Source organism: Alkalihalobacillus phoenicis, from assembly GCF_047302405.1.
In the GTDB taxonomy this organism is placed as follows: domain Bacteria; phylum Bacillota; class Bacilli; order Bacillales; family Bacillaceae_D; genus Alkalihalobacillus.
Genome location: NZ_CP154853.1, coordinates 4,852,257 through 4,876,513, shown reverse-complemented (window position 1 = coordinate 4,876,513; position 24,257 = coordinate 4,852,257). Strand labels below are relative to the sequence as shown.

The following is a 24,257-nucleotide window of genomic DNA, read 5'->3' as shown; positions in this document are numbered from 1 at the left end:
AAAAGTCCCTTTTCTTTACAACTAGAAATTGAGAAGGGATTCTAGGACCCTTCATCAATACTCTCTAAGCTTTAAAATGACTTGGTTTCTCATTAGTAACATTAAAGTAATATAAAATTGCATCAACAATTCTTTTTGATGCATGGCCATCCCCGTACGGATTAGATGCTTTTGACATCGCTTGATAAACACTCTGTTGGTCCAAGAGTTCATTTATTAAAGAATAAATCGTTTCTTCATTTGTACCAGCGAGTTTCAATGTACCAGCATCAATCCCCTCCGGTCTCTCGGTTGTATCTCTCATAACTAATACTGGCTTCCCTAAAGAAGGTGCTTCTTCTTGTACTCCACCTGAATCAGTTAAAATAATATGAGCTCTATTCATGAAATTATGAAAATCCTTCACATCCAAAGGTTCTATTAATTGAACTCTTGGGTTATCTCCAAAAATATCATTCGCAGCTTCCCTTACTGCTGGATTTAAATGCACAGGATATATTACTTTTATATCAGTTCTTTCTTCAACAATCCTTCTTATTGCTTTAAACATGTTTCTCATTGGTGAACCCAGATTCTCTCTCCTGTGTGCAGTCAACAAAATAAGTTTATCCGAACCGAGTTCTTCAAAAATAGGGTGTTCATAACCTTCTACAACAGTCGTTTTTAAAGCATCTATTGCTGTATTACCTGTAATAAAAATGCTATCCTCTTTTTTATTTTCCTCCAATAAATTATTAGCTGACTTTGCAGTAGGAGCAAAATTCAAATCAGCTAGTACACCAGTCAATTGACGATTCATTTCCTCTGGAAACGGTGAATATTTATTCCAAGTTCTTAAACCAGCTTCAACATGCCCAACTTTCACTTGATTATAAAACGCAGCTAAACCCGCTATAAATGTAGTAGTCGTATCACCATGCACTAAAACAATGTCTGGCTTTACCTTCTTAATAACCTCATCTAGTCCTTGTAGTGCATTTGTCGTTACATCCACTAATGTTTGGCGGGCTTTCATAATATTTAAATCATAATCCGGAGTTACCCCAAAAATCTCTAACACTTGATCAAGCATTTCTCTATGTTGACCTGTTACAGTAACAATGGATTCAATTTGTGCATTTTTTTCTAATTCCAAGACTAGCGGAGCCATTTTTATAGCTTCTGGCCTAGTTCCAAAGACGGTCATTACTTTAATTTTATTCAACATTTTTCACCTACTAAGTTAATTTATGTTTAAAAGTCTTTACCAGTTCGGATTATAACACAGTTTGTCTTAATTTGTAATTAGAGAGAGATTACACTATTTTATTGTCACAACATAAATTCCCCTATATTACTACTATTAAATATTATCATAGTTAAGCAAAATTACAGTTAGGTAAAATAAGTAAACTTAAATAGAAAACAATGATTTTTTAGATTATTCCAAAAAAACCTCAAAGCTTTATCTCTATTAAAAATTTATCTAACTTCATACTTTTTTAACTTCTGTACTATTTCATTTACAACTTCAGTCACTTCGATATCTTGTTCTTCTTCAACTTTTCCACTAATTTCTTTTAGAATTATTAATAACTGTTGTTGATTTAAATTTTTAGCAAATACCATAAGTCGCCGATGCCATATTAGACAGGATTGTTCATGATTCCTATCCTATTTTAGTAGACGGTGATGTATCGATGAGAGAGTGCCATGGATTGGTGGGTATAAGATGATTCCTATTGAAGTTGAAAATCGAATAGCTAAGTATTTTTTTCATTATTACTTACCTCAAGAGGTAATGGCGAAGGTAGAAAGTCGATTACTACAGATATGCGTATTTGAAGATGAAGAGTTTCTTGATCACGATTAGCTTTGGAGATTATCTCATACGAATTAAATGATAAGCGATTTAAATAAGCTGAACCAGCCATTGGAAAGTAACCAATGGCTGGTTCAATATATCAAATGGATCATAAGGGCGCACTCAGTGGCTCAATTGTCCGCTTTTGGTAGATCAAAACTCCTCACAGCTGGCTCATTTTGAGCGCAGTATTCAATTACATAACGACAAAAAATACCTCATTCTTTGGTAAAACGGAATAGACTAGAAGCTATTACCACAAAGAAGAGGTACCTTCTTCTAGGACAAAAGAAAAACACTTGAATGAGCAACTACCATAATGAACTTTCTACAATGTTCTCTGAATTACAAATATTAAAGTCCTCATCAATCAGACATTCGAAAAGCTTTGGATTTATATTTTTGGGAGGCACTTCCTTTTTTCTCCTTGGAATCCTTGAAACACAAGGGCTAATATTGATACTCAATTAATTATTTAGTGTTACCTTAGAGAATGGACTAGAAGTTGATATACTAAAGTTTGAATCTGTTTGAACCTCTCTAAAAATCAGTCTTTCTATAATCAATGTGCCAGCTCGACCCCAGCTCCATTTTTCGCAGTCTCTTATTGCAACAATCCTTATCGATATTTTAGATGAATTATCTTCAGCCCTAAAGGGTATTGAAATAGTATTACTTTCTTGCCATTGTGAAATATCCTCTTCAATAAATACATTTTCATTTAGCAATACCTGATACTTCATTCTTCCTATATTTTTTTTGTTTTCATATGGCGACCTTACATTCAATAAGATTAGATAATCATGATCGGCTTTTGTTTGTAAATTATAATAACATTCAACAAATTCACCTTTTTGTGGATCACTCTTATTTATTAAAAATTTATTTGAAGATCTAGTTTTTTTAAATTTAAACGATACATTACTATTGAATTTAAATTCCTTAAGATCAAGTCCGTAATTATTATCTATCTCTTCATTAATACGATCAATAGGTTTTTCAATAGTATTAATTCCCCAGTAATCTAAAATAGGCCAATTTGAACTAGTAATTTCTTTAAAAACACTATAATTTTTTTTATGGTTTTCAGAAACAGAAAGAAATAATTTCAGTATATGTCTACTATTAAACGGAATAAACGTATCGTGTGAAACGTCACTTTCCAACAACAATTGCGAGTGCCAAATGCCCATCCGATACTCCCAATATAAAATATCGTACGGATCATAGTTATAAATCTCTTTCATATTTACGTGTGAACTGTACTCATTAAAAAGATCTTGTATGGGTTTATTATCGGTTGCATTTTTAGAATAACAACTTGCCATTCCTTCAGAAGTTAATTCTCTTGGAAGCTTAATTTTCTCACGATAGAAATATCTACCTATTTCTAATATATTTGATCTAATATGGATAGACTCATCAGAAAATTTCTCATAATAAAACTTAGCCAGTTTGAAATTATGTGGACGTAAGCTATTTAAACTCATTATTTTCACGAAATCTGAAAAATCATTCTCTACTTCATCTACCCTTAAAGGTAAGAAAGAATGCTTTAGTCCGAGATTATAAACAATATCCTCTACAACATGTTTATCTATTTCTAAGGATTTGACTCTTTTTTTATCCTCTTTAAACACTTTATAATAAGTAAAGAAATCAATCTCGTTAGTTATTTCCTTACAAAGTGATAAAGTTGTTCTGCTATCCATTCCAGCTGTCAATGAAAAGATTATTTTTTTATCAAAATCAATTGACAAAATACTAAATTGTTTTCTAACAGACTCACTAATTAATTCAGCTACTTCTTTAACAGGTTTTAGATTAAGATTTTCGCGTGGGAAAAATCTAATAACCTTTTTCGTCTCTAAATCTAAGTATGTGTTTGGTGTTAAAAAATATATATTTTCATATGGTGTGTAATGACCCGGTATATAATATCCCCCAAACTCCTTTTTCCATTCATCTTTTATTTTGCTATCCTTTTTAGCTCTAGTTAAGTCTTTTACGATGTTTACATGAGACGCTATCACATTTTGATTCATAGAATAGACTATCGATTTCAACCCAGTTGCATCAGATAAAACCTTAATTTTCCCTCTTAATTGATATATAATAATATGCCTTCCTGATAAATAATCGAGATACTCATAAAATTCATTATCTGATTTATATAAACAAGCAAGCAATTTGTTAGCAATGAAACAAGAATCTGATGTATTGTTTTTAACATCAATTGTATAACCAAGTAACACTAACCAATCTTCTCCGTATTTGCTTAATTCTAATTTATTAAGTGGATCATAATACAAGTTAAATTTCCCCAAATTTAACTTCACCCACATACTATTAGGTATTTCCACATGCAAATCAGTAAGCAAATAGCCTCTTTTATATTTAAGTTCATTAAAACTAGAGATAATAATCCCTCCTAATTTCACCATTCTAATTTTATCATACCAAAAATATAGTATAAAGACTCGGAAATTAAATGAGTAATTCTAGGTCTTTTGGAAGATGAAAGCAAATTTAAAAAGAAGAACTTGAATTTTCAAAGTTATTTTGAAATGTAGTTATAATGACAACAGAGATTTAATTACAGTGTGGAGGCTTGTAAAATAATTCTTTTTTGCTTACTTCATCCTCACATTGACATGCTGACACATGCCGATGATATCACTTCGAATATTCCAATGTCTGGAACTACACCCTCTTGAATCGTCTAATCGATAATCAATTTTTTGTCGTTTGATACAACGTTCGCCCCCAGTACGTAAAGCGTAACGCTTATACCATTCTTTACTATCACGTTTGGCTCTATGAAAGAGACAAGGATTATCCTTCGTCTCTTTCTAAAAGATCCGTCCATAGGCAGATTCTGAATATGGTGTTGGACATGCCCATTCTCCAATAACGGCTGAGCAGCACCACTTACGGCAGTATCGTTTTTTACCTACTCCCCAATCTAACATTTTTCGTCTGATGAGGCAGATAGTGAGGACTTCTAAGTTATTTAGACAATGTTTTTCACCAATAAATCTTTAACTATTTGTTGAACAAATGAGAACATTGAAAGCAGGTCACTAAATTAAGAAGAAACTTGCTACAGAATCATTGTAAGCGTCAAATAGTCCCCACCTATTAAAGAGATGGGGACTAACTTATAATCTACTTATCATGTTGAATACGACAGTGAGCCGGAAGACTGTTTGACCAAGGAAGCAATTGATCAATGGCGTTTTCATCACTCACATCAATATTGGGAAGCTCCTCAAATAAGTGCATTAAGTATTGATAAGGATTGAGGCCATTTTCTTTGGCTGTTTCTACAATACTATAAGTGACAGCACTTGCCTTTGCTCCTTTCGGAGTGTTGGCAAAAATCCAGTTCTTTCTGCCGATTACAAACGGCTTAATGGATCTCTCACTTCTATTATTATCAATCTCTAGTCTACCATCCTCTAAGAAAGCCTCTAGCTTATCCCATTGATTACGGCAGTATTTGATCGCTATTCCGAGTGCACTCTTTGGTAACACTTTTGGCGTTTGCATGCGAAGCCATGCTGAAAAAGCGTCAAGAAGTGGTCGACTTTTTTCTAGACGTACTTGATGGCGGTCAGAGAATGATAAACCTTTGATTTCTCGTTCAATCGCAAAGAGTTGGTTACAGAATTTCAAGCCTTCTTTGGCTGTGACATCTTTCGACTGTTGTTCTTTAGGCAAGGCCTTTAAAGCTTCATCAAATTTTCGACGAGCGTGTGCCCAACAACCAACTAACGTTACGTTTGGAATTCCATTGTATCCAGCATATCCATCTACATGTAAGTACCCTCGGAAAGGGGATAAAAACTTTCTAGGATGTTTACTTGCTCGTGTTTGCTGGTAGTCAAACAATACAATTGGGGGACCTTCCTGTCCCGAACGATACAACCATAAAAAAGAAGTTGCCGTTGATGGTCGATCTGGCTCTCGTAGCACTTGCAGCGTCGTTTCATCCGCATGAACAATATCAAGCTTCATCAGAAATTGATACATTCGATCATAGATGAGGTTTAACCATGTATTAGCACCATAAAGAACCCAATTAGCTAATGTTTGGCGTGACAAAGAGACACCTAAACGAGCGAATTGTTGTTCTTGACGATACAATGGAAGTCCTTCTACATATTTTTGATTTAAGATGTAGGCCATCGCAGATGGCGAAGCTAGACTTTTAGGGAATACTGATTTAGGCATGGAAGCTTTAACAATAGGAGTCTCTGTACTTTCGCGTTCACAATGGCGACACGCATAGACATGTTGAACATGTTCAATGACCTTCACTTCCGCTGGAATAACTTTTAATTCACGACGTACCTCCGTCGACATTTCGTGTAGATTTCCATTGCAGCACAAACAAACCTGATCTTCTTCAGGTAATCGATACTCAATAACTTCCTTCGGAAGGTTCTCAAGTTTACTATCACGTTGACCTTTGGTTTTTTTACGTTCGTACGTAATGGTTTCAACCGTAGGTTCTTCAATCGATGGGTCAGCCGTAATTTCTACCTCATTAAAAAGAGGCAATTCTAACTGATCAGCATTTGTCTTCTCACTTGAAGTACCAAATTGGCGTTGCTTACTGAGACGGAATTGTTCTTCATACCATTTAATTTTTGCCGTCAGCTCTGCGTTTTGTTCCTCAAGTGATGAGACACGTTTTTCTAAATCTTCAGTTGTAGGTTGAGAGGTGGTTTCTGTTGTTTTCATAGCTTCATTATACATTACCTCTCATCCATTTGCTTATCATTTATTCATTAAATGACACGTTGTGCAGTAACTTTTGGATGTGCTGATTTTTGATCAATTGAAAGGCCGTCAAGTAACCAACGGAACTGACGATGGCTAATCATTTGCGGAGAAGAAGATGAATCTTCTGGCCAAGGGAACGTACCTTTTTCTAAACGGCGATAATAGAGCCAAAATCCATTATGTTCCCAGTGAAGGATTTTGATCTTATCTCGTTGTCTATTACAGAAAACAAATAAACACGGGGAAAATGGATCTAATTGAAAATTTTCTTGTACGATAGCCGCGAGGCCATCAATGGATTTTCGTAAGTCTGTATTTCCTTTTGCAAGGTAGACTTTATCAATGGAGCGTTGATTGATCATCCATGTCTCAGCACGCGTAGTACACGAGATAAATGGTCTTCACTCACATTTTCAGGAATATAGACAGACAGGTCATCTATTCTCACTTCAATGGATGTGGTGGGGAAGGTAGGGACATCAAAAGATGTCCAAATCTGGCTTGCCTCATCACTTGAATCTGAGTTTACTTCTGCCTTGATCTTCTTTCGCCAATAGTGGAATTGATATTCTGTAATGTCATCTTGTTTAGATACCCATTCTTGTATCGTCTCCCCGCTGTCTTCGTATGCCTCCATGCGTTTTTTCCACAAATCGTGTTTTTCTTTACGCTTCATAGCGACACCCTTTCATCATTATTGATTAAAGTATCGCATGGGACCAGGGTTATTGGAATGTGGGTATTATTTGACGCTTACGAATCATTCTTAAAACTATTACTTTTTGCGTATTTGTAAGCTATAGAAGCCCAATCCCTTAAGTAACAACTGCAAAAAGAGATCTCACTTGATTCAATCAGTATTTCTAACTTTCACGTAGATTGAATTGAATATAGTGATTCTAGATTTAGCTCAAAAGTTATTCCTTGGATTGGTAGAACCTTTCCATGGCAATACACCTGACACAAAACTCATCATACCATTCAAAGTCATTGATGATTTCACATTAATTTAGTCATTTTTTGTCGTTACTACTTTTCCTTTGCCTACTGATTCCATATAATAGAAAGGTAGTTTTCTATTGGTTATAGATAAATTACAAATCATTCATATAGTTCTTTATACCTATTTAATTCTGCTGCAATTGAATCGCAACATAATATACTTTAAATAACGAAAAGAGATGATTTAATGAAGAATTTTCTGTACTTATTACTAGTAATTGCCTGCATAGTCATTCTTGGATTAAGCCACTTTGCCTATGAAAACAAACTAGACAAAATTGCTAAAGAAGCTTATGACCAGTACATTGCCAATCAAGAAGGTGAGAATAGCAATACGAATTCTGATGAAGTAAATAGCAATTCAAAAGAAACTGAACCATCCTCTGGCCTACTTGGTAAACTTTTTGATGAAATTAACAATGATTCTCCGTTAAAAATTGTCTATTTCGGCTCCGAATCAATATACAGCTCAGATTTTACACGGTCAACTTGGCCTGAGTTGCTAACTATTCAATTAAGTGAGTTAGTTGGTGAACACCTCGTTGAAAGTAAAATTATTAGTACAGGCGACCGCTCCAATGTAGAAGTAGCGAATGAAGCATTTGTCACAGATGTCATTGAATCAGAACCAAACTTACTATTATTTGAGCCATTTATACGGAGTGATAATGGAAGAGTTGCTATTGAAGATAGCCTCGATTATTTAACCATTTATTTAAATCAAATAGAGGAAGCCTTACCAGATACAACTGTTGTCCTTATGCCTTCGAACCCGATCTATAATCCACAATTGTATATGACACAAATTACTGAACTAAAAGACTTTGCAGAAGTGAACCAATATTTATATGCGGATCATTGGCAAGCTTGGCCTGATATCCGCTCCGAGGAAATTCAAGATTATTACGCGGGTAAGTATACAAATGAACAAGGTCATAAAGTATGGGCTGAGTTTATGTATGACTATTTAACAAAATAGAATAAATTAAATACGGGAGACTCCGCAGCGATTTTGAAGTGAGGAGGCTCCCAGTTCACCCGCCGAACGCTGAGGGAGTTGTTAATAATCCATATCTCCTCTTGCTCATTAGATAGCACAAGAAGACTGCCCCATAAGGTCTTTCTCATGAGATAAAAGACCAGGTATTTCCTATAAATGGATTTTCGAGTACTTCTTATTCATATTATTCTTCCAACTTATCTCTTCCTAAAACATAAAATAAAACACCCGCTCAAACGGGTGCCTGACCTAAATAATAATCACTTCACTACCCCACACACTAACTCATCCATCATTCTCTCCACCTTAATAGATGCATCAAACTCAAATCCTCCGTCACTTAATTGCCTTGCAGCCCACTCCCAGCCTTCTTTTGATAAGGAATGCTCGTTTGTAGCAATAAAATGTTTGATCGTTTTATTAAGTTCTTCATAGTTGTAAACGACTGGAAGATCGGCCCTTTCCCAAAAGGATTCAAATTCAACATATTTTATCGAAAGGGACGGTGTATTTAATAAGGCGGATTCAAAGAGCATTGTACTATTAATGGAAACGACGATATCCGAATGAGAGATCGCATCCATAGGCTCAAGGGGTGCATCTTTATACCCTTCTAAATAAACATCCGGGCGTTCGGCTAGCTTAGCTAATAATGGCTCGTCTAATAATTTTTCACCTAATGCTGGTGGTAGTCTGAGAATCAGTTGAAATTCATTTTGATTGGTCACTTTTAATAAATCATCGATGATTTGATGTTGGGCCTGTCTCGCTTCTTTTTCATTATATTGGGAATCAAGAGGCTGCATTACAAATAAGATCGTTTTTTTGTTTACGGAAAAGCCAATATGCTCAAAATACTCTTTTTTTGTAACGAGCGGTTCGTAGTCTTTGTAGACATCGAACTTAGGGCTGCCAATATTGATGATTTTTTCACGCTCATACCCTCTAGAACTGAAGATATCCTTTTGTAAATCCCCCCATGCTAACACATAATCGGTTACTGGGCGATTAATTCCGGTTATATAATCAACATAGTACATCTCCCTTTTGGCAAATACAGACTCGTGCGGGATTAAAATCGTTTTTAACCCTAACTCTTTACACACCTCGATAAATAAATGAAGCGGGGCAATCCAATCTAAAGTGACCACGACGGCATCTACATCGATAAAATGAGTACGAAGATAATTTTTCATTTCTGCCTTGATTCTGTTTTTGTTCTCACGAGTATAGGCAATCACCTTTGTTCGATCTTTATGTTCATTTACATCGATAAAAAATCGAAACGGAATAAAGTTCAGGTTTGTTCTTTTTTCGATAATATGAATTAATCCATTAGTCGAACGGTCAATCCAAGGCATATAGAGAACATTTAACTTATAATTTGAAAAGGGTTCAACCTTAGGCTGTTCAAGCAAAAGGTAATCGCTTTTAAATTGCTGCCATTCCGACTCATCTTTTATGGATGATTTGGCGATTTCCTTTCGTGACCCATTCTTTTCGACCGCCATAAAGGAATTATGGACGCTTATGTTATAAAGCACACCATTAATCGTTAGTTTGTTTAAATCTACTCGTTCCTTTTCCCATTGTAAAACCGTGGACTCATTTGCTCCGTCCTTAATTAGAACGAACTCCCAAACGCCTTGATCAAATTTGGGATATTGATAAAAAATTTGCTTCGTTGTGACGGTATATTCAAGCTCAACTTCATCATGAATATTCATATCTTTTGGTTTGAGCTTATGAAAAATAGCTAATTCTTCATTTCTTAAATACACATTAAAAGGTGTACCTAAATCACCTTTAGAATAAGTTAGTTTTAACAGCATATTCCCAATTTTAGTAAATCGAATTTCGTTTACATGAATATCAAGATTATCGGCTCGATTGATTTCTTTTGGTCGTTCAATATGAATATCCATTCCATTTATCTGTAGCATTTTCCCAACTAATTGTTTAACCGATTCCTGACAAGCATCCGGGTAAAAGATTTCAGCAAAATAATCAAAGCGCAAATAATAGAGAAACTTCATAATTAATTCTTTATGAACCTTTCTTTCTATTAATGTCTCGAAGTCTTTTATTAATTTGGTCGGAGTGACATTTTCGACAACTCCTTCAATATTGTAAAAAGCATCTCCTAATGTAACCACATTTTTATACTGTTTTAACGCCTCAATTCCAACAGTAGAGTTAATCGTAATCACCATTTTGGCGTCTCGAATCAAGCCCGCCGTATCTCCGTTTGAGACAAAATAACAATGCTCTTTATACGTTTCACATATTTTTTTAATCGCTCCTAATTGCAGGGCGGCCCCGTCATTTTTAAAAAAGGGATGGGCTTTAAAAACAATCTTTAGATTCTTCTTATGTATTTGATTATATTGTAGAACGGCTGTTAACACATATAAGACAAGTTCCTTCATTTCTTTTATATAAGCGGAGTGGCTAATAATTTGTGAATCCGTTTCTAACTGGAATGGAACAAACACATAATCACACATCGCTAAATCTAATTTCGTTTCGCTCGTTGTCTTATCACTTTGTTTAATAGGAGTTTCTTCTTTATATAATAGGCTTAATTCATCGTCGACTTTAGCAAAATACGGCTTGTTCAAATATTTGGCGTACTTATCTTGGTCAATCGGATATTGTTCATAAAATTCTCGCTGCCGTGGAACCGAATTTTCAGCGTTGACACCATTTGCATCAATCATAAGTGTATACGGTCTAAAATAGCCATTTTCCATCACGATTAACTTTTTCTGATGTTTTTTAGCATAATAGCTAATCGTTTTTGGAATATAACCAGCTCCCCATACGACGAACATGTCGATGCCATATTTCTCATCATAAATCTTTAAGTTTTCTAAAATTCTTAAGACATTATGTTTATAAATATGGCTTTTATCGACTTGATGTAGTCTCCTTGTTTTCCTATCGTCAAATTCAACGATCTCTTCTATTTCGTCTTTAGAAAAACATTTGTATTCGGTAAAAGGCGTTTCTACATGACTTTTCAAAGGTAGTTGAAGTGCCTCGATCTTTAGCTCATCAAATATATTAAGGTCTGTGATATTCTCTCTATATAAATAGAAACAATCGTTGTTATTTCTTCTAAATTCATCGACGATTTTTTTTAAGAATATCGGCTGACCGACATACTTATTTTTGATAGACATAAAACTCAAACCATAGAAAAAAACATTCATTGCTATTTCACTCCTTTAAAAACGAGGCTACTGATCTGATTACATTAGTTTGCTGTACTCTGCCAGCTCCATACTCTACGCGTTCCGCGGGTGAACCGGGAGCCTCCTCGCTATTGCTGCGGGGTCTCCCGTCCTTCACTAATCCCGCAGGAGTCTCCGGGCATTTCGCTCGCTCCGTTTTGGTTAATGAAAAGACAGTTTGAAACCATGACCCATGACCGCACATCTTACTGATAGAACTAATGACCTTTGATTTTCTCCCAAAAGATGTAGTAATGGTTCGCTTTTAGATAAACCTCTTTTTGCATTTGACGAGGAATTGATTGACTTTTTGGTGTTTGTATTTTGATGGGATTTTTTTATAGAACTTTTTTGTTTTCTTATAAATTGAGTACTTCCAACCTCTCTGATGCTTCTGAGGGGATTTCTTTTGAGCCGCCGATTTTAAAATTAAATAGTCGGGGACGATTATTTTCTCTAACGTATCCTGCACATTACTCAACTGCTCTAAATATTCGGTTTCTTCAAACTTCAGATACACAAATACTTTTAGCTGCTTAAGCTTTCTTTGTTTCTGAAGGTCATTGAAGGAAACGTCGAGATGAAACCCTGAGAGTTGATAATGATATTGATTGTATTCGTCATAAAGATAGGAAAGGTCTTCTCTCTTAAACTCATTTTTATGAGGAATCAAATATTCGGTTTTATGTAACTCATCATATAAAATAAATTGGATTTGTTGTATAAGAGCGACATTTTTATGTTCAATAAAACAATACCCTTTTAGTTCAAAACCGTTCTCACCAAAATCTATTTCCTCAATTTCATGAATAAACTGAGGATGATTTGACTCGACATTCGTTTTAGAAAGGAATGGATGGGCACTTTTATTAATCATTGTCATGTTTATCCCTTCCTTTCTTCCATCATTTCTATACTAATTTGTTTCATCGCTGTCTCCATTGTGATTGTCTCACCTGATAGAACATCGACATACTTTGGATATAAAAGATAAGCCCCTGCAAAGACTTCTTCTAGGGTGAGCTTTCTTTTCCTTCTCGATACAGGTTGCCTGTCATCCGTCAAACCCCAGCCAGAGTAAAAAGGGGCTCCGATCGTCGTAACCGGTATATTTCGAATCAAGGCTTCAAACCCCGCTAATGAAGTAATCGTATAAACATGATCAATCGTTTCGAGAGCATCATTTAATCGAATCGGTTCCTCCATGACATAAGCTATCTCTTTAACCTCTTCTGGATTTGAATATAACTTTCTTTTTCCATAAAGAACGTCAGGATGTGGTTTATATATAATATCAGCATTCGGATTCTCTTTTTTCGCTAACCGTACTAATTCATTATTCGTTATCGATATCTCACATCCTTTTTTTATAGAAGCATCATCTTCCACTTGACCGATAACTAATACTCGCTTACGTTTCTTTTCTCCAAAAATTTCCTCGATACCTTTTGGCAAAACGTGGTTGTACTTACTAATCCCTAGATTTTTTATCGTTTCGATGCCTGCTTGTGCCCGTTCTATTAATCTCGTATCTGCCTGAAAATCATAATGATTTAAAATCTCTTCTAAATCACTAGGCGAAGTTGCATCAAAATAAATTCCTTTAGAATCAATACATAAAGAAAGAGGTGGAGCTTTCATGACGCCAAGGTTTTTTGAGCGGATAAAGCCATCCTCAACTCGAAAAAAAGGAATTTTCTCGCTTTTAGCAAACTCGATAATTTTGTCATCTCTTTTCTCGTCACAACCCCAAATATAAAAGGCCTTTTTTTCATACCTCTTCATTATTAAAGACAAGAAGTTCATCTGAATGGTAGAAGGAATCAACTTTATTTCCTCATTAGATAAATAATGAGCCATAAACGATTTCTTCCAATTTGAAAAACCGAATAAAAACGCGATTGGTTGATTTTCTTTATTTTTAGGTTCGATGACCCAACAGCCAACCTTCCAATAGGACCATATGACTTTTAGAGCCCCTTTAAGAGTTTCCTTTATTTTAGCCATTTCATTTCACTCTTTTTATGTTGTTTTTTTGGTCGATTACTTCCGCAATAACATCAAAAATATTACCGGGTTTATTTGTTTTCGGATTGATATAGCTGCAATAAATTAAATAAGCAGCAGCAAATAATTCCTCAAACGTCCTTTTCTTATTTCTCCTCTTTGTCCTAATACGGTCATCTGTTAACCCCCACCCTGCATAAAAGGGCATTCCAAAACAGTAGACTTCTTTACCTAACATCAGAGCCTCAAATCCCATTTGTGAGGTGACGACATAAACGACATCCATATCGTTCAGGAGTGATAAGGCGTTACTATCCTCCGTTAAAAAGATAAGGTTAGGGTCGTCTTTTATTTGCGTGAGATCGAGATTTCCTTTTTTCTTTCCTGAAATGACATCAGGATGAACTTTTATATAAAAGTCGCCATCTGGATGGTTCTTTCTTGCACTATAATACATTTCCATAAACGTTTTTTGTGACGCTAACCCCATGGAAATCGATAAATCGCCTAAAGTTTGGTCAACGATTAAGATTGTTTTCCTTGTTGTTTCTCTCATGAGCTGAGGGGAAAACAGCTCACCCGTATTGTATTTAGACAAATGATTTTCCTTGATTAAATGAATGGCTTTACTCGCTTGTCTCATTAATTCTTCTGTTTCCCAACCTGACGAATTTAAAATCCATTCTAATCTTGAAGGCTTTGTCGCATCATAGTACATACCAAGATCATCATAACAAAGCGATAAAGGAGCAACCCCATCAACACCGAGCCCAAACGAACGTAAAAACCCATCCTCTATTCGCAATTCAGGAATTTGGTTCGTCTCCATGATTTCTCGTGCCCGGTGATTTTCTTTTAAACCCCACAGGCCAATATAGTCTAAGTCTTTTATTTGTTTTTTAGATGGATTAACGATGACATCCATTGGTAAAAGGTTATTTAACTGCTTAATTTGAGCCATACCATATGAAAAGACACCGACTTTTTTTGTTTGAAATTCATTTTGTAGAAGGTTTTGGGCTGTCTGCTGCTTATACGATTCAATAAAAGCTTCTTGCCCGTTTCTTTTTTTTAGTAGAGGAATTACTTCCCTTAAACCAAGTTCTGATTTCCCCTCATATATAAAATAAGTTCGAGATAAGAAATATTGATACGCTCTCTCTAAATTTTCTTTTGCCTCATGGAGCGTATTGAGAGGGCTTCCCTTAAAAATGACCGGGATCCCAAATTGAATGGCCTTGAGCACTTGTGGCGAAGAAAAGGTATAAACCTTATCAACTAAGCCACCCGCATGATTTATAAAAAAGCTAGACTCCTCCTCGATCATAACTTCTTCAGAAATTCTAAAATATTCAAGTGGTTCATGAAACGATTGCAAAGGGTAGGGAACATAATAAATGTCTGCATCCGGATTTTCCATTTTTGCTTCTTTTACAAGCTCCCAATTACTAAACGATTCTTTGATGTCTCTTGCATGAACCGCTCTATCAAGGTAAGACTCTCCAAACACAACTATCACTTTGTTTTCTTTACCCGATTGAGGTGATGGTCTGTTTGGATAAAGCTCCATGACTTTATCAACCTCTTTAATTGGATAAGGCTGACCTTTTTCTTTCGGATAAACATGATACATAGTAAGAGAGTCAATAGAATCATGCTGATTGAATTCAGCGGGATGAATAAACCCGTTTGTGATAACCGTTGTTGGGATTTGCTGTTCTTTTGTATACTCGATTATTTTTTTTGCATCCTCTTTAGGACAAGCACTGCTTATAAAATAAGAAACATTCTTGTATCTTACTCTTTCTTCATTGAATTTTTTTAAATCGACAAACTTGATTTTGTAAGATTTGTTTAAAATAATCGCGATGTTCTTTCTTTGCTTTCCTGTAAATCCAAATAACAAAGCGACTGGAATTTTATTATTTTTAGTTGGCAAATGTTTTAAAAAGAAACCTCTTATTCTCGCTATACGTTCTTCACCAAGAAATTTAGCTATTTGTCTTTTGATAAGCTCCATCACATTCTCACTCAATTTCCATAGTCTGATTTTCATAAAATTCAATCGCTGACTTTGTATCTCCTTCATACACAAGTTGACCGTCCTTTAAGACAATCGCTTTTTGACAAATTTGTTTGACTTGATGAGTACTGTGTGAGACAAAGATAATCGTTTTTCCCTTTAAATAGCTTTTGACCGCAGCCAATGCTTTTTTTCTAAATCGTTTATCACCAACAGCCAAAACTTCATCTAATAAAATAATGTCTGACTCGACATGAATCGCGATCGAAAAGCCTAATCTCACCTTCATCCCTGAAGAATACTGTTTAATCGGTTTATCAATATGATTTTCTAATTCAGCAAACTCGATAATTTGATCGATAAGTTGGTCAATTTCCTTTTCCTTAAGGCCAAGAACGACGCCATTCATATAAATATTTTCACGTCCTGTCAGCTCCTTATGAAAACCTGCCCCAAGTTCAATTAATCCACCAATCTTTCCGTTCACTACAACCGATCCAGTAGTCGGTGCTGTCACACCCAAAATCAACTTTAATAATGTACTTTTCCCTGAACCATTATCACCAAGAATCGCTACTGAATCACCTTTTTGTATATTGAAGGAAACATCTTTTACAGACCATTGGCCGTCAAAATTTCTTTCTTTTTTTAAATATCGAGCCTTTAAAGACAAAATTTTCGTCGCATGTTTGGGATATAGTTTCCCGATATTTTTCACTTCAACGACAGGGTTTTCCATTCTCATCACTCTTTCTAGACAACATCAGCAAAATTCTTTTCTAGCTTCATAAACACAATCCAACCAATGATAAAAACGACGACACTAAATACGAGCGAATAAACAAGCATTAGCGTATTTGGCGGTTGGTTGTGTAAAATCGCTTGCCTATAGCCATCAAAAATTCCTGTTAGTGGATTTAAAGCGACATATGGTTGATATTGAACCGGGATCGCGCTAAAAGAATACATGATTGGCGATAAATAGCGTAACATTCTTAAAATTAAAGGGGCGACCACCCCGACATCCCTCACATAAGCATTGGCAGCAGCTAATAAAAACATAAATCCGAGCATCATGATCATCTGAATACATAAAATCGGGATCGCATAAAGAGCGTTTAAGCCAGGAAATAGTTGATAATATAAGAGAACAAGAACTAGACCAATTAACGTAAAGGCAAAATTAACGGTTTCAGATAAAAATTTAATGAGAACAAGGGCAGGTCTGTAAAAATTCCTTTGCTTAATCAGCCCTGAATAACTATTAATGAGCCCAGTTGAGGCCCCAATCGCTTTGCTAAAAAACAAATAAGGCAAAAGAGCAACGAATAAAAAAGGAGCATACGGTAAACCTTCACTAGGTAATCTTACAAATAATGAAAATACGATCGTTAGGACTAACATTAACCCAAGTGGCTGAATGATAATCCAGAGCTTTCCTAATAATGATTGTTTATATTTAGAAACTAATTCCCGCCTCGCTAAAGCAAGAATAAAGTCTTTATTTTCATGAATTTCAACTAAATTTTTCAAGTCAAGCAACACCTTGCGTTAGATTTAATTGTTGATATCAAGTCCGACCAGATTGAATGGGCACTGGAAAACAGTTTACTCGTTAGAATAGAGTTCCATTAGTCAGCCATACTTCGCGAGCGGCATGCCTGCAGCAATCGCGGGTAAATCGGGAGGGCTACTGGAAAGCTATGGTTACATTAGTTAGCTATACTCTGCCAGCTCCATACCCTACGCGTTCCGCGGGTGAACCGGGAGCCTCCTCGCTCATCGCTGCGGGGTCTCCCGTGTTTCACTTTTCCCGCAGGAGTCTCCGGGCATTCCGCTCGCTCTGTTTTGGTAATCGAAAGAACATTTGGGCCAATTTTTAGCAAATCACTTTGGATGAAGTTACTTCTCCGTTAGTTATAAAATCCCATTTTCGGTAGCTGCAAGATACGATCAATGGGAGATACCAGCGGCTAGTTTTGAGACTCCTGAGAGTGAAGTCAAATCGATATGTTCGACATGTCTGCTTTCTATTAAAGCTGTTCTTTTAACTTTTTGATGAATTGCTGAAAATCTGTTTCACTATACTCTTTTGACTGGCTTTTTTGTTGAGTGGCCTGTTCAATCAGGGACAACCCTTTTAAACTTATGCCCTCGTATCTTGGAATTAGATGAAGGTGAATATGCCGAACGGCTTCACTTATCGTGACACTATATAATCGTTCAATAGGGATCAGAGATTGGATAGCCATTTCTATCTTTTTTATTAAAGGTCCAAGCTCTCTTAACTCTCCATCTGTAAATTCAAACCAATTTTCGACATGACGTTTCGGTTCTAAATAGACATAACCTAATAGTTGCGATTGGACTGGACCGTGGGTTAAAACCCAGTGAGCATCTTGGTAAAGAATATTGTTATTTTGAAAATGTTTAGCACATATTAAACAATCCATCTGTAAGCCATTCCTTTGTTATCTTTTATTGTGTCATTTTTACTTTCCCATCCACATAATCGCTTAATAGCTGCTCATAATGATGTTGTTCTGCTAACATTTGGTCAATGATTTCTCGCACTGCCCCTTCACCGCCATTTTTCGAAGCGATAAAATGAACGTGGTTTTTTACAGCCTTCACCGCATTTACAGGGGCGGCCGCAAACCCAACAACTTGGAGAATTGGCAAATCATTAATATCATCACCGATATAACAAACCTCTTCTTTTGTTAGATTCAAATCATTTAGCAGCTCTTCTAAAATGGATAACTTATCATCAATCCCTTGGTAAACGAAATCAATCTTCAGCTCCTGGGCCCGTTTCTCCACTGCTGGCGATTTTCGCCCCGTAATAATCGCTACTTTTATGCCGCTATATCTTACTAAGCTAATCCCCATCCCATCTTGGGTATGAAAGGCTTTATATTCTTCTTCGTTTGAACCTATATATAGCTTTCCATCGGTCAAAACCCCATCGACATCTAATACAATTAATTTAATTTTCTTCATGATTTCCCCTTACAATCCAAGATTCATTAAGTCATGTAAATGCAGCATCGCAACCGGCTGTTTTTGCTCGTTTATAACAGGGAGAACATTCACTTTTTCTCGTTCCATTAGTTCTAGTGCGTGAACAGCTAATGAAGATTCCTCAATCATAATCGGGTTACGATTGCATAATTCTTCTACATTTTTTTCTAAGACACCATTTGCAAAAGCAAAGGCCCTGCGAATGTCTCCATCTGTTAGGATTCCGACTAAATAACCAGCCTCATTCACAACCGTTGTTGCCCCCATGCCTTTCGCTGTCATATGAAATAACGCTTCTTTAATAGAGTCATTTTCATAGACAATTGGATTTTTCGCCGCTTTTTTAACGACACTTCCGACTGTAAGTAAAAGCTTTCTCCCTAAAGAGCCAGCTGGGTGATACAAAGCAAAATCTTCAGGCTGGAACCTTCTTGCCGTCAATAAAGCAATCGCAAGAGCATCGCCTAATGCCAACGTCACGGTTGTACTCGTTGTCGGAGCTAGGCCTAATGGACAAGCTTCTTTTATATCGCCAATATTCAAGACAATATCAGAGTTTATCGCTAATGTTGAATAAGGGTTTTTCACGATGGCAATCATTTTAGCCCCAATTCGTTTGATCGATGGGATTAGATTAATCACTTCATCTGATTCCCCACTATTAGAGATCGCCATGACGACATCGTGTTTCGTGACCATCCCTAAATCACCGTGAAGCCCTTCAGATGGATGCAAAAATAAAGAAGGGGTTCCTGTACTTGCCATCGTCGCATTAATCTTCCTTGCAATGATTCCAGATTTCCCAATTCCTGTAATGACAACTCTTCCCTCGCATTCAAGAATAACCTCGATCGCTTTTTTCATGGAAGCATCAAGAGCGTTACTTAAACTTTCAATTGCTTGAGATTCTTTAACTAAAACATCTTGCATGACTTTCAAGTAATCTACTGATTGTTGATGCATAGGCGTCGTATCCATTGGAAACCTCCATTTTTATCATTAATATTGTTTGATTAAGCGATCAATTTCTTGGATTGGTTTCAGCACTTCTTCCATTTCGTTTAATTTCACCATATTAGGTCCATCCGACTTGGCATCATCGGGGTTTGGATGTGTTTCCATAAAGATGGAACTAATGCCAACCGCTGCAGCCGCTCTTGATAAATAAGGGACAAACTCTCTTTTCCCGCCCGTCGATGTCCCATTTCCACCCGGGATTTGCACACTATGGGTCGCATCAAAGACAACCGGTGCACCTAGTTCAGCCATCGTAATAAGCGAACGCATATCCACAACTAAATTGTTATAGCCAAATGTCGAACCACGCTCTGTTAAAAGAATTTTAGCTGTACCCGATTCTTTCAACTTGTTGACGACATTAGACATATCCCACGGGGCTAAAAATTGCCCTTTCTTAACATTCACTACTTTTCCTGTTTTCGCAGCCGCTACTAATAAATCAGTTTGGCGACATAAAAAGGCCGGAATTTGTAAAATATCAAGCACTTCAGCTGCCACCTCGACTTGAGCTGTTTCGTGAATATCTGACGTAACCGGAACATTAAATCTTTCTTTTACTTCTTGTAAAATCTCTAACCCCTCCACAAGTCCTGGGCCTCGAAAAGAATGAATAGAAGAGCGATTGGCTTTATCAAAAGAAGCTTTAAAGACAAAAGGAATGTTCAATTTTGTTGTTACTTCTTTTAATTGCTCAGCCGTATGCATAATCATATCTTTACTTTCGATCACACACGGACCGGCAATTAAAACAAATGGGTGATGCCCACCAAATTTGATCTGTTCATTTAACGTTACGATATTAGACAATTTGCAGTCCTCCTAAAAGCTTTTCTACTTTTTTTATATCTTCAGGTGTATCAACACCGATGGCATCGTACTCTGTTTCAATTACTTTGATTACATATCCATTTTCGATTAGTCGTAACTGCTCAAGAACTTCGACTTTTTCTAATTCTGAAGCCGGTAATTGAACAAATCGTTTCAAAACCGTTCTTGGATACCCATACAAACCAAGATGCTTATAATAAGTATGGTTTACGCCTGAACGATTATATGGAAGAGCTGACCGAGAAAAATATAAGGCTTGAGCGTTTTCACCAGTGACGACTTTTACGACATTTGGATTTAAAATGTCTGCTTCCTCTTTAATCGCCGTTTTCGCAGTCACAACCGCTTCCGGTGACGCTTTTGCTGTTTGGACAAGGGCATCAATGAGTTCAGCTTGAATCAGAGGTTCATCTCCTTGTACATTTACATAAAAGTCAGCTTCTATTTTTTCGGCTACTTCCGCTATTCGATCTGAACCGGTTTGATGGTCCGTTCTCGTCATAATCACCGTCCCACCAAAACCCTCGACCGTTTTTTTGATTTGCTCATTATCAGTCGCAACGACAACCAGCGCCAATTCCTTACTTTTGTTAACTTGTTCATAGACTCTTTGGATCATTGGTTTGCCATTGATTAAAGCCAATGGTTTACCTGGAAATCGAGTCGATCCGTACCGGGCAGGAATTACACCGACGACTTTCATACAATCCCTTCCTCTCTTTCTACTCCAGCTAGCAATCTCTCTGCTATATTTTTCGATGTAACTGGATGACCACCATTTAACGTTCCTTCTATTTGATAATGAAACCGTAAATAATAAAGGTACTTATCGATCAAAGAATGATTTACTTGTTCATTTAATGACGTTTTTAACACATTCGCTAAATCGCTTGGATGTTTACAATGCCATGTGATCCCCTCAATATTGTAAAGGGCCTCCCCTAATGTAATGACACGCTTATGCTGCGTTAGTGCTTCAATTCCTACTGTCGAATTAATCGTAATAACGGCTAAAGCATTTTTGATCAAGGAATGAATATTGAACTTTTTTACAAAAATCACGTTTCCATTCTCTTTATATCGCCTCTTTAATTGGGAATAATTGTTGCGAAAGATCTTCCGGATGCTCCTTCACAATAATTTTGATATTGCGTTTTTCTTCCCGATTAATTTGAGTCACTGCTTTTACCGTCCGTTTGAGCAGCTTTTCCATCGTTTTGATATGGGGTGAATTGTATAAAATTTGAGTGTCCCCTACCATTTGGAATGGAAGAAAGACATATTCTGTTGGCCATTCAAATGTATCTTCTTTTTTATATTTAAAAACAACCTTTGTCGCAAAATAGTTAAGTGCTTGCCAGAAATTAATATGGTCGTATAATTTAGGATTTAGACGACAGAAGCTCCCAAACATACTAACGAGTTTGACAAACGCCACTTTCAGTATTTGACCACCTAATGCTTCTTTTAAGCTTGGATTCTCTGGTTGAAAAAGATAATGATTTAATCTGTTTTGATCGACTTCAATATTTTGATAAAAACCTGGGTGACGTGGAATCGACGCCTCGGCATTTATTCCATTCAAATCGTGGGTAATCGTATAAGGTCTAAATAAACCTTCTTCAAAATAATGCATTTGTAACCCATACTTCCGAGCAAGTAATTGAGCCATTTGATCAAGCCAATGATAGCCATTAAAGGTACAAATGGTATCAATTTTCTTTTCTTTTATGTAGTGATCCATCGCAAAGAGATAACGTTTATACATCCGAAGCTCAGATTTCTTCACGCTTTTTTTTAAAATGGATTCCTTATAAGTGAGATTAAATAGGGGCATTTCTAGTAATTCTTCATCTGTTATTGGGTATTCCTTTTTTGATACATAAAAAGGCATATACTTCGTCTCAATCTCACTTTTAAATAGCAGCTCCCCAAGCTCAAATTTCATTAAAAAACATTGATTTCCTTTTTGAATTAATTCAGCTGCTATATCCGAAAAAAATCGTTTATTCCTATTCCCGCGTAAAAATAAGTAATTAGCCATTTATGCTACAACCCCTTACACCTGAACAGTTTATTTGTTATTTGATCATAACCTCGGCTAGGAACTGCCAAACTTTTTACAAAAACAATTTTCATGTCGCCCTTACTTATCACCTATATTAGCAAGCGTTTATGATGCCAACGTTAAAACATGGTAAATGTTTTCATAAGATTTTGTTTATTTGTAAATATTCATTAAATTTCGTAAATAAAAAGCTTGCCGACCATCTCGGGTTTAACGAGATTTTGTCGACAAGCTGATATTCGTAGAAAAAGTGCCTGTTTTAACCTGTTGAAGTTTCATTTTATAAAATATATAACCACGACTGAAATGAATCCCCATAAAGGAAGACTGAGGACGAGCCCCCAAAATAAACCTTTAAAAATATTCCCTTCTTCCATGCTAATCCGCCTCCTATACATTACGATTATGGGCAGATCGCACTTTCTTCATACATGAGGGGGCTCTATACTCATCAAGTCAGTAAGAGATACTTGTCGAATGTCATTGGGAGGCTATGATTCCCTTTGCGGCTCTTATTCATGTGCTTTGACTTCATTGACAACCTTTGATTCCTTTTGCAGCTTTTATTCAATCGCTTTGGCTTCATTGACGACCTTTGATTCCCTTCCTGGCTTTTATTCATGTGCTTTTGGAATCATTAGGCGTCTTTGATTCCCTTTACGGCTCTTATTCATGTGCTTTGACTTCATTGACAACCTTTGATTCCTTTTGCAGCTTTTATTCAATCGCTTTGGCTTCATTGACGACCTTTGATTCCCTTCCTGGCTTTTATTCAACTGCTTCGGGCTTCATTAGGGACATTTTCGACAAGTGACTGGCATTTGTCGAATGTTATTCAATTAAAAAAGTGGATAAAAAGGCTTACACCTTCTCATCCACTTATCTATTTAGGGTTTAGTTTAAAGAGTTCCCGTTTTTAAAATGCTCTCATCTGGGCTTCGCATTTTTCCATCATTTCTTGTAAGGCATCAGCTTCGATTAGTGGTGTCCAAGGAACTTCAATTCCTTTACCTGGGGCTAACGCTTTACCGTGAAGCTCTTTATTATGATCTGCCGCTATATAAATGTCCCAGCTCCACCTCTCTGGGGAACTATAATATTCTGGACCTTCTGTTCGATCAATTTCTGCTAAATAATGATTTTTCACTTTAAAGTCTCTAGTCATTGTAAAGTCACTTCCTTTTCTCTTATTTTCACATTTAATGGTTAATCAATTTTAGGATTCATTGATAGATATAATTAGTTTATGAGCGGTCACTCAATGTTAGACTAAGATTATCCGATTTATTAATTATTATAATAATCAGAAAATTGTAGTTTGAGAAGTATTTTGTTAGATTTCTTCACGAAAAATTCTCAAGATAATTGTATTGATGTTAATTTATGCAGTACCATTTTATCTAACAAGACTCGCC

At 36.1% G+C, this 24,257-nt stretch carries 21 protein-coding genes and 1 pseudogene; 3 read left to right on the top strand and 19 right to left on the bottom strand.

Translation table 11 applies throughout. From position 1 onward, the window contains the following. Positions 1–64: 64 nt before the first annotated feature. On the bottom strand, positions 65–1,207 hold the full coding sequence (gene wecB, locus AA0017_RS22665) for a non-hydrolyzing UDP-N-acetylglucosamine 2-epimerase (RefSeq protein WP_413378292.1): 1,143 nt from the start codon (positions 1,205–1,207) through the stop codon (positions 65–67). Positions 1,208–1,610: 403 nt separating this feature from the next. Here wecB and AA0017_RS22660 point away from each other — a divergent pair. Both AA0017_RS22660 and AA0017_RS22655 read left to right on the top strand, forming a co-directional pair. Continuing rightward, a pseudogene (locus tag AA0017_RS22660) lies at positions 1,611–1,715 on the top strand (AAA family ATPase); the annotation flags it as partial. Next, entirely contained in the window at positions 1,712–1,852 is a 141-nt protein-coding gene (locus AA0017_RS22655) for a hypothetical protein (RefSeq protein WP_413378290.1), read from the top strand. The pseudogene AA0017_RS22660 and the gene AA0017_RS22655, both read left to right, overlap by 4 nt. Before the next feature lie 458 nt (positions 1,853–2,310). Here AA0017_RS22655 and AA0017_RS22650 read toward each other — a convergent pair whose 3' ends face one another. The 4 genes from AA0017_RS22650 to tnpA form a co-directional block, all read right to left on the bottom strand. Beyond that, positions 2,311–4,287, bottom strand: a complete 1,977-nt coding sequence (locus AA0017_RS22650) for a hypothetical protein (RefSeq protein WP_413378288.1) — start codon at positions 4,285–4,287, stop codon at positions 2,311–2,313. 724 nt (positions 4,288–5,011) lie between these two features. Beyond that, entirely contained in the window at positions 5,012–6,592 is a 1,581-nt protein-coding gene (gene tnpC, locus AA0017_RS22645) for an IS66 family transposase (RefSeq protein ID WP_413382470.1), read from the bottom strand. A 47-nt stretch (positions 6,593–6,639) separates the two neighbouring features. Continuing rightward, positions 6,640–6,996, bottom strand: coding sequence for an IS66 family insertion sequence element accessory protein TnpB (gene tnpB, locus AA0017_RS22640; protein ID WP_413378286.1), 357 nt, complete (start codon positions 6,994–6,996; stop codon positions 6,640–6,642). Beyond that, positions 6,993–7,310, bottom strand: a complete 318-nt coding sequence (gene tnpA / locus AA0017_RS22635; RefSeq protein WP_413378284.1) for an IS66 family insertion sequence element accessory protein TnpA — start codon at positions 7,308–7,310, stop codon at positions 6,993–6,995. Before tnpA ends, tnpB begins: the two co-directional genes overlap by 4 nt. 513 nt (positions 7,311–7,823) lie before the next feature. Between tnpA and AA0017_RS22630 the strand changes: the two genes are divergently transcribed. Then, the gene (locus AA0017_RS22630) at positions 7,824–8,615 is read left to right on the top strand and encodes an SGNH/GDSL hydrolase family protein (RefSeq protein ID WP_413378282.1); all 792 of its coding nucleotides are present in this window, start codon (positions 7,824–7,826) and stop codon (positions 8,613–8,615) included. 281 nt (positions 8,616–8,896) lie between these two features. Here AA0017_RS22630 and AA0017_RS22625 read toward each other — a convergent pair whose 3' ends face one another. The 14 genes from AA0017_RS22625 to AA0017_RS22560 form a co-directional block, all read right to left on the bottom strand. Beyond that, complete coding sequence (locus AA0017_RS22625; protein ID WP_413378280.1) at positions 8,897–11,851, bottom strand: hypothetical protein; 2,955 nt, start codon at positions 11,849–11,851, stop codon at positions 8,897–8,899. A 286-nt stretch (positions 11,852–12,137) separates the two neighbouring features. Beyond that, the gene (locus AA0017_RS22620) at positions 12,138–12,755 is read right to left on the bottom strand and encodes a hypothetical protein (protein WP_413378278.1); all 618 of its coding nucleotides are present in this window, start codon (positions 12,753–12,755) and stop codon (positions 12,138–12,140) included. 2 nt (positions 12,756–12,757) lie between these two features. Continuing rightward, positions 12,758–13,879, bottom strand: a complete 1,122-nt coding sequence (locus AA0017_RS22615; RefSeq protein WP_413378276.1) for a capsular polysaccharide biosynthesis protein — start codon at positions 13,877–13,879, stop codon at positions 12,758–12,760. A gap of 1 nt (position 13,880) precedes the next feature. Beyond that, positions 13,881–15,899 carry a hypothetical protein gene (locus tag AA0017_RS22610; RefSeq protein ID WP_413378275.1) on the bottom strand — a complete coding sequence of 673 codons (2,019 nt, stop codon included), beginning with the start codon at positions 15,897–15,899 and terminating at the stop codon, positions 13,881–13,883. A gap of 7 nt (positions 15,900–15,906) precedes the next feature. Then, complete coding sequence (locus tag AA0017_RS22605; RefSeq protein WP_413378273.1) at positions 15,907–16,641, bottom strand: ABC transporter ATP-binding protein; 735 nt, start codon at positions 16,639–16,641, stop codon at positions 15,907–15,909. A 14-nt stretch (positions 16,642–16,655) separates the two neighbouring features. Next, complete coding sequence (locus tag AA0017_RS22600; protein ID WP_413378271.1) at positions 16,656–17,435, bottom strand: ABC transporter permease; 780 nt, start codon at positions 17,433–17,435, stop codon at positions 16,656–16,658. Positions 17,436–17,935: 500 nt separating this feature from the next. Then, positions 17,936–18,355 carry an HIT family protein gene (locus AA0017_RS22595; RefSeq protein WP_413378269.1) on the bottom strand — a complete coding sequence of 140 codons (420 nt, stop codon included), beginning with the start codon at positions 18,353–18,355 and terminating at the stop codon, positions 17,936–17,938. A 25-nt stretch (positions 18,356–18,380) separates the two neighbouring features. Next, positions 18,381–18,905: a KdsC family phosphatase gene (locus AA0017_RS22590; protein WP_413378267.1), complete on the bottom strand. Its 525-nt coding sequence runs from the start codon at positions 18,903–18,905 to the stop codon at positions 18,381–18,383. A gap of 9 nt (positions 18,906–18,914) precedes the next feature. Continuing rightward, positions 18,915–19,904: a KpsF/GutQ family sugar-phosphate isomerase gene (locus AA0017_RS22585; RefSeq protein WP_413378265.1), complete on the bottom strand. Its 990-nt coding sequence runs from the start codon at positions 19,902–19,904 to the stop codon at positions 18,915–18,917. A 21-nt stretch (positions 19,905–19,925) separates the two neighbouring features. After that, positions 19,926–20,753 carry a 3-deoxy-8-phosphooctulonate synthase gene (gene kdsA / locus AA0017_RS22580; protein WP_413378263.1) on the bottom strand — a complete coding sequence of 276 codons (828 nt, stop codon included), beginning with the start codon at positions 20,751–20,753 and terminating at the stop codon, positions 19,926–19,928. Further along, the gene (gene kdsB / locus AA0017_RS22575) at positions 20,746–21,477 is read right to left on the bottom strand and encodes a 3-deoxy-manno-octulosonate cytidylyltransferase (protein WP_413378261.1); all 732 of its coding nucleotides are present in this window, start codon (positions 21,475–21,477) and stop codon (positions 20,746–20,748) included. The genes kdsA and kdsB overlap by 8 nt, the downstream gene beginning before the upstream one ends. Then, positions 21,474–21,836, bottom strand: coding sequence for a hypothetical protein (locus tag AA0017_RS22570; RefSeq protein WP_413378259.1), 363 nt, complete (start codon positions 21,834–21,836; stop codon positions 21,474–21,476). The genes kdsB and AA0017_RS22570 overlap by 4 nt, the downstream gene beginning before the upstream one ends. A 13-nt stretch (positions 21,837–21,849) precedes the next feature. Continuing rightward, entirely contained in the window at positions 21,850–22,818 is a 969-nt protein-coding gene (locus AA0017_RS22565; protein ID WP_413378257.1) for a hypothetical protein, read from the bottom strand. Positions 22,819–23,758: 940 nt separating this feature from the next. Next, positions 23,759–24,007 (bottom strand): hypothetical protein, encoded by a 249-nt coding sequence (locus AA0017_RS22560; protein WP_413378255.1) that lies wholly within the window; start codon positions 24,005–24,007, stop codon positions 23,759–23,761. Between the last annotated feature and the right edge of the window lie 250 nt (positions 24,008–24,257).

Bases quoted from the DNA above. Each gene is read 5' to 3' on its own strand.
- wecB (WP_413378292.1), bottom strand. From the start codon at position 1,207: ATGTTGAATAAAATTAAAGTAATGACCGTCTTTGGAACTAGGCCAGAA.
- AA0017_RS22655 (WP_413378290.1), top strand. From the start codon at position 1,712: ATGATTCCTATTGAAGTTGAAAATCGAATAGCTAAGTATTTTTTTCAT.
- AA0017_RS22650 (WP_413378288.1), bottom strand. From the start codon at position 4,287: ATGGTGAAATTAGGAGGGATTATTATCTCTAGTTTTAATGAACTTAAA.
- tnpC (WP_413382470.1), bottom strand. From the start codon at position 6,592: ATGAAAACAACAGAAACCACCTCTCAACCTACAACTGAAGATTTAGAA.
- tnpB (WP_413378286.1), bottom strand. From the start codon at position 6,996: ATGATCAATCAACGCTCCATTGATAAAGTCTACCTTGCAAAAGGAAAT.
- tnpA (WP_413378284.1), bottom strand. From the start codon at position 7,310: ATGAAGCGTAAAGAAAAACACGATTTGTGGAAAAAACGCATGGAGGCA.
- AA0017_RS22630 (WP_413378282.1), top strand. From the start codon at position 7,824: ATGAAGAATTTTCTGTACTTATTACTAGTAATTGCCTGCATAGTCATT.
- AA0017_RS22625 (WP_413378280.1), bottom strand. From the start codon at position 11,851: ATGAATGTTTTTTTCTATGGTTTGAGTTTTATGTCTATCAAAAATAAG.
- AA0017_RS22620 (WP_413378278.1), bottom strand. From the start codon at position 12,755: ATGACAATGATTAATAAAAGTGCCCATCCATTCCTTTCTAAAACGAAT.
- AA0017_RS22615 (WP_413378276.1), bottom strand. From the start codon at position 13,879: ATGGCTAAAATAAAGGAAACTCTTAAAGGGGCTCTAAAAGTCATATGG.
- AA0017_RS22610 (WP_413378275.1), bottom strand. From the start codon at position 15,899: ATGGAGCTTATCAAAAGACAAATAGCTAAATTTCTTGGTGAAGAACGT.
- AA0017_RS22605 (WP_413378273.1), bottom strand. From the start codon at position 16,641: ATGGAAAACCCTGTCGTTGAAGTGAAAAATATCGGGAAACTATATCCC.
- AA0017_RS22595 (WP_413378269.1), bottom strand. From the start codon at position 18,355: ATGGATTGTTTAATATGTGCTAAACATTTTCAAAATAACAATATTCTT.
- AA0017_RS22590 (WP_413378267.1), bottom strand. From the start codon at position 18,905: ATGAAGAAAATTAAATTAATTGTATTAGATGTCGATGGGGTTTTGACC.
- AA0017_RS22585 (WP_413378265.1), bottom strand. From the start codon at position 19,904: ATGGATACGACGCCTATGCATCAACAATCAGTAGATTACTTGAAAGTC.
- kdsB (WP_413378261.1), bottom strand. From the start codon at position 21,477: ATGAAAGTCGTCGGTGTAATTCCTGCCCGGTACGGATCGACTCGATTT.
- AA0017_RS22565 (WP_413378257.1), bottom strand. From the start codon at position 22,818: ATGGCTAATTACTTATTTTTACGCGGGAATAGGAATAAACGATTTTTT.
- AA0017_RS22560 (WP_413378255.1), bottom strand. From the start codon at position 24,007: ATGACTAGAGACTTTAAAGTGAAAAATCATTATTTAGCAGAAATTGAT.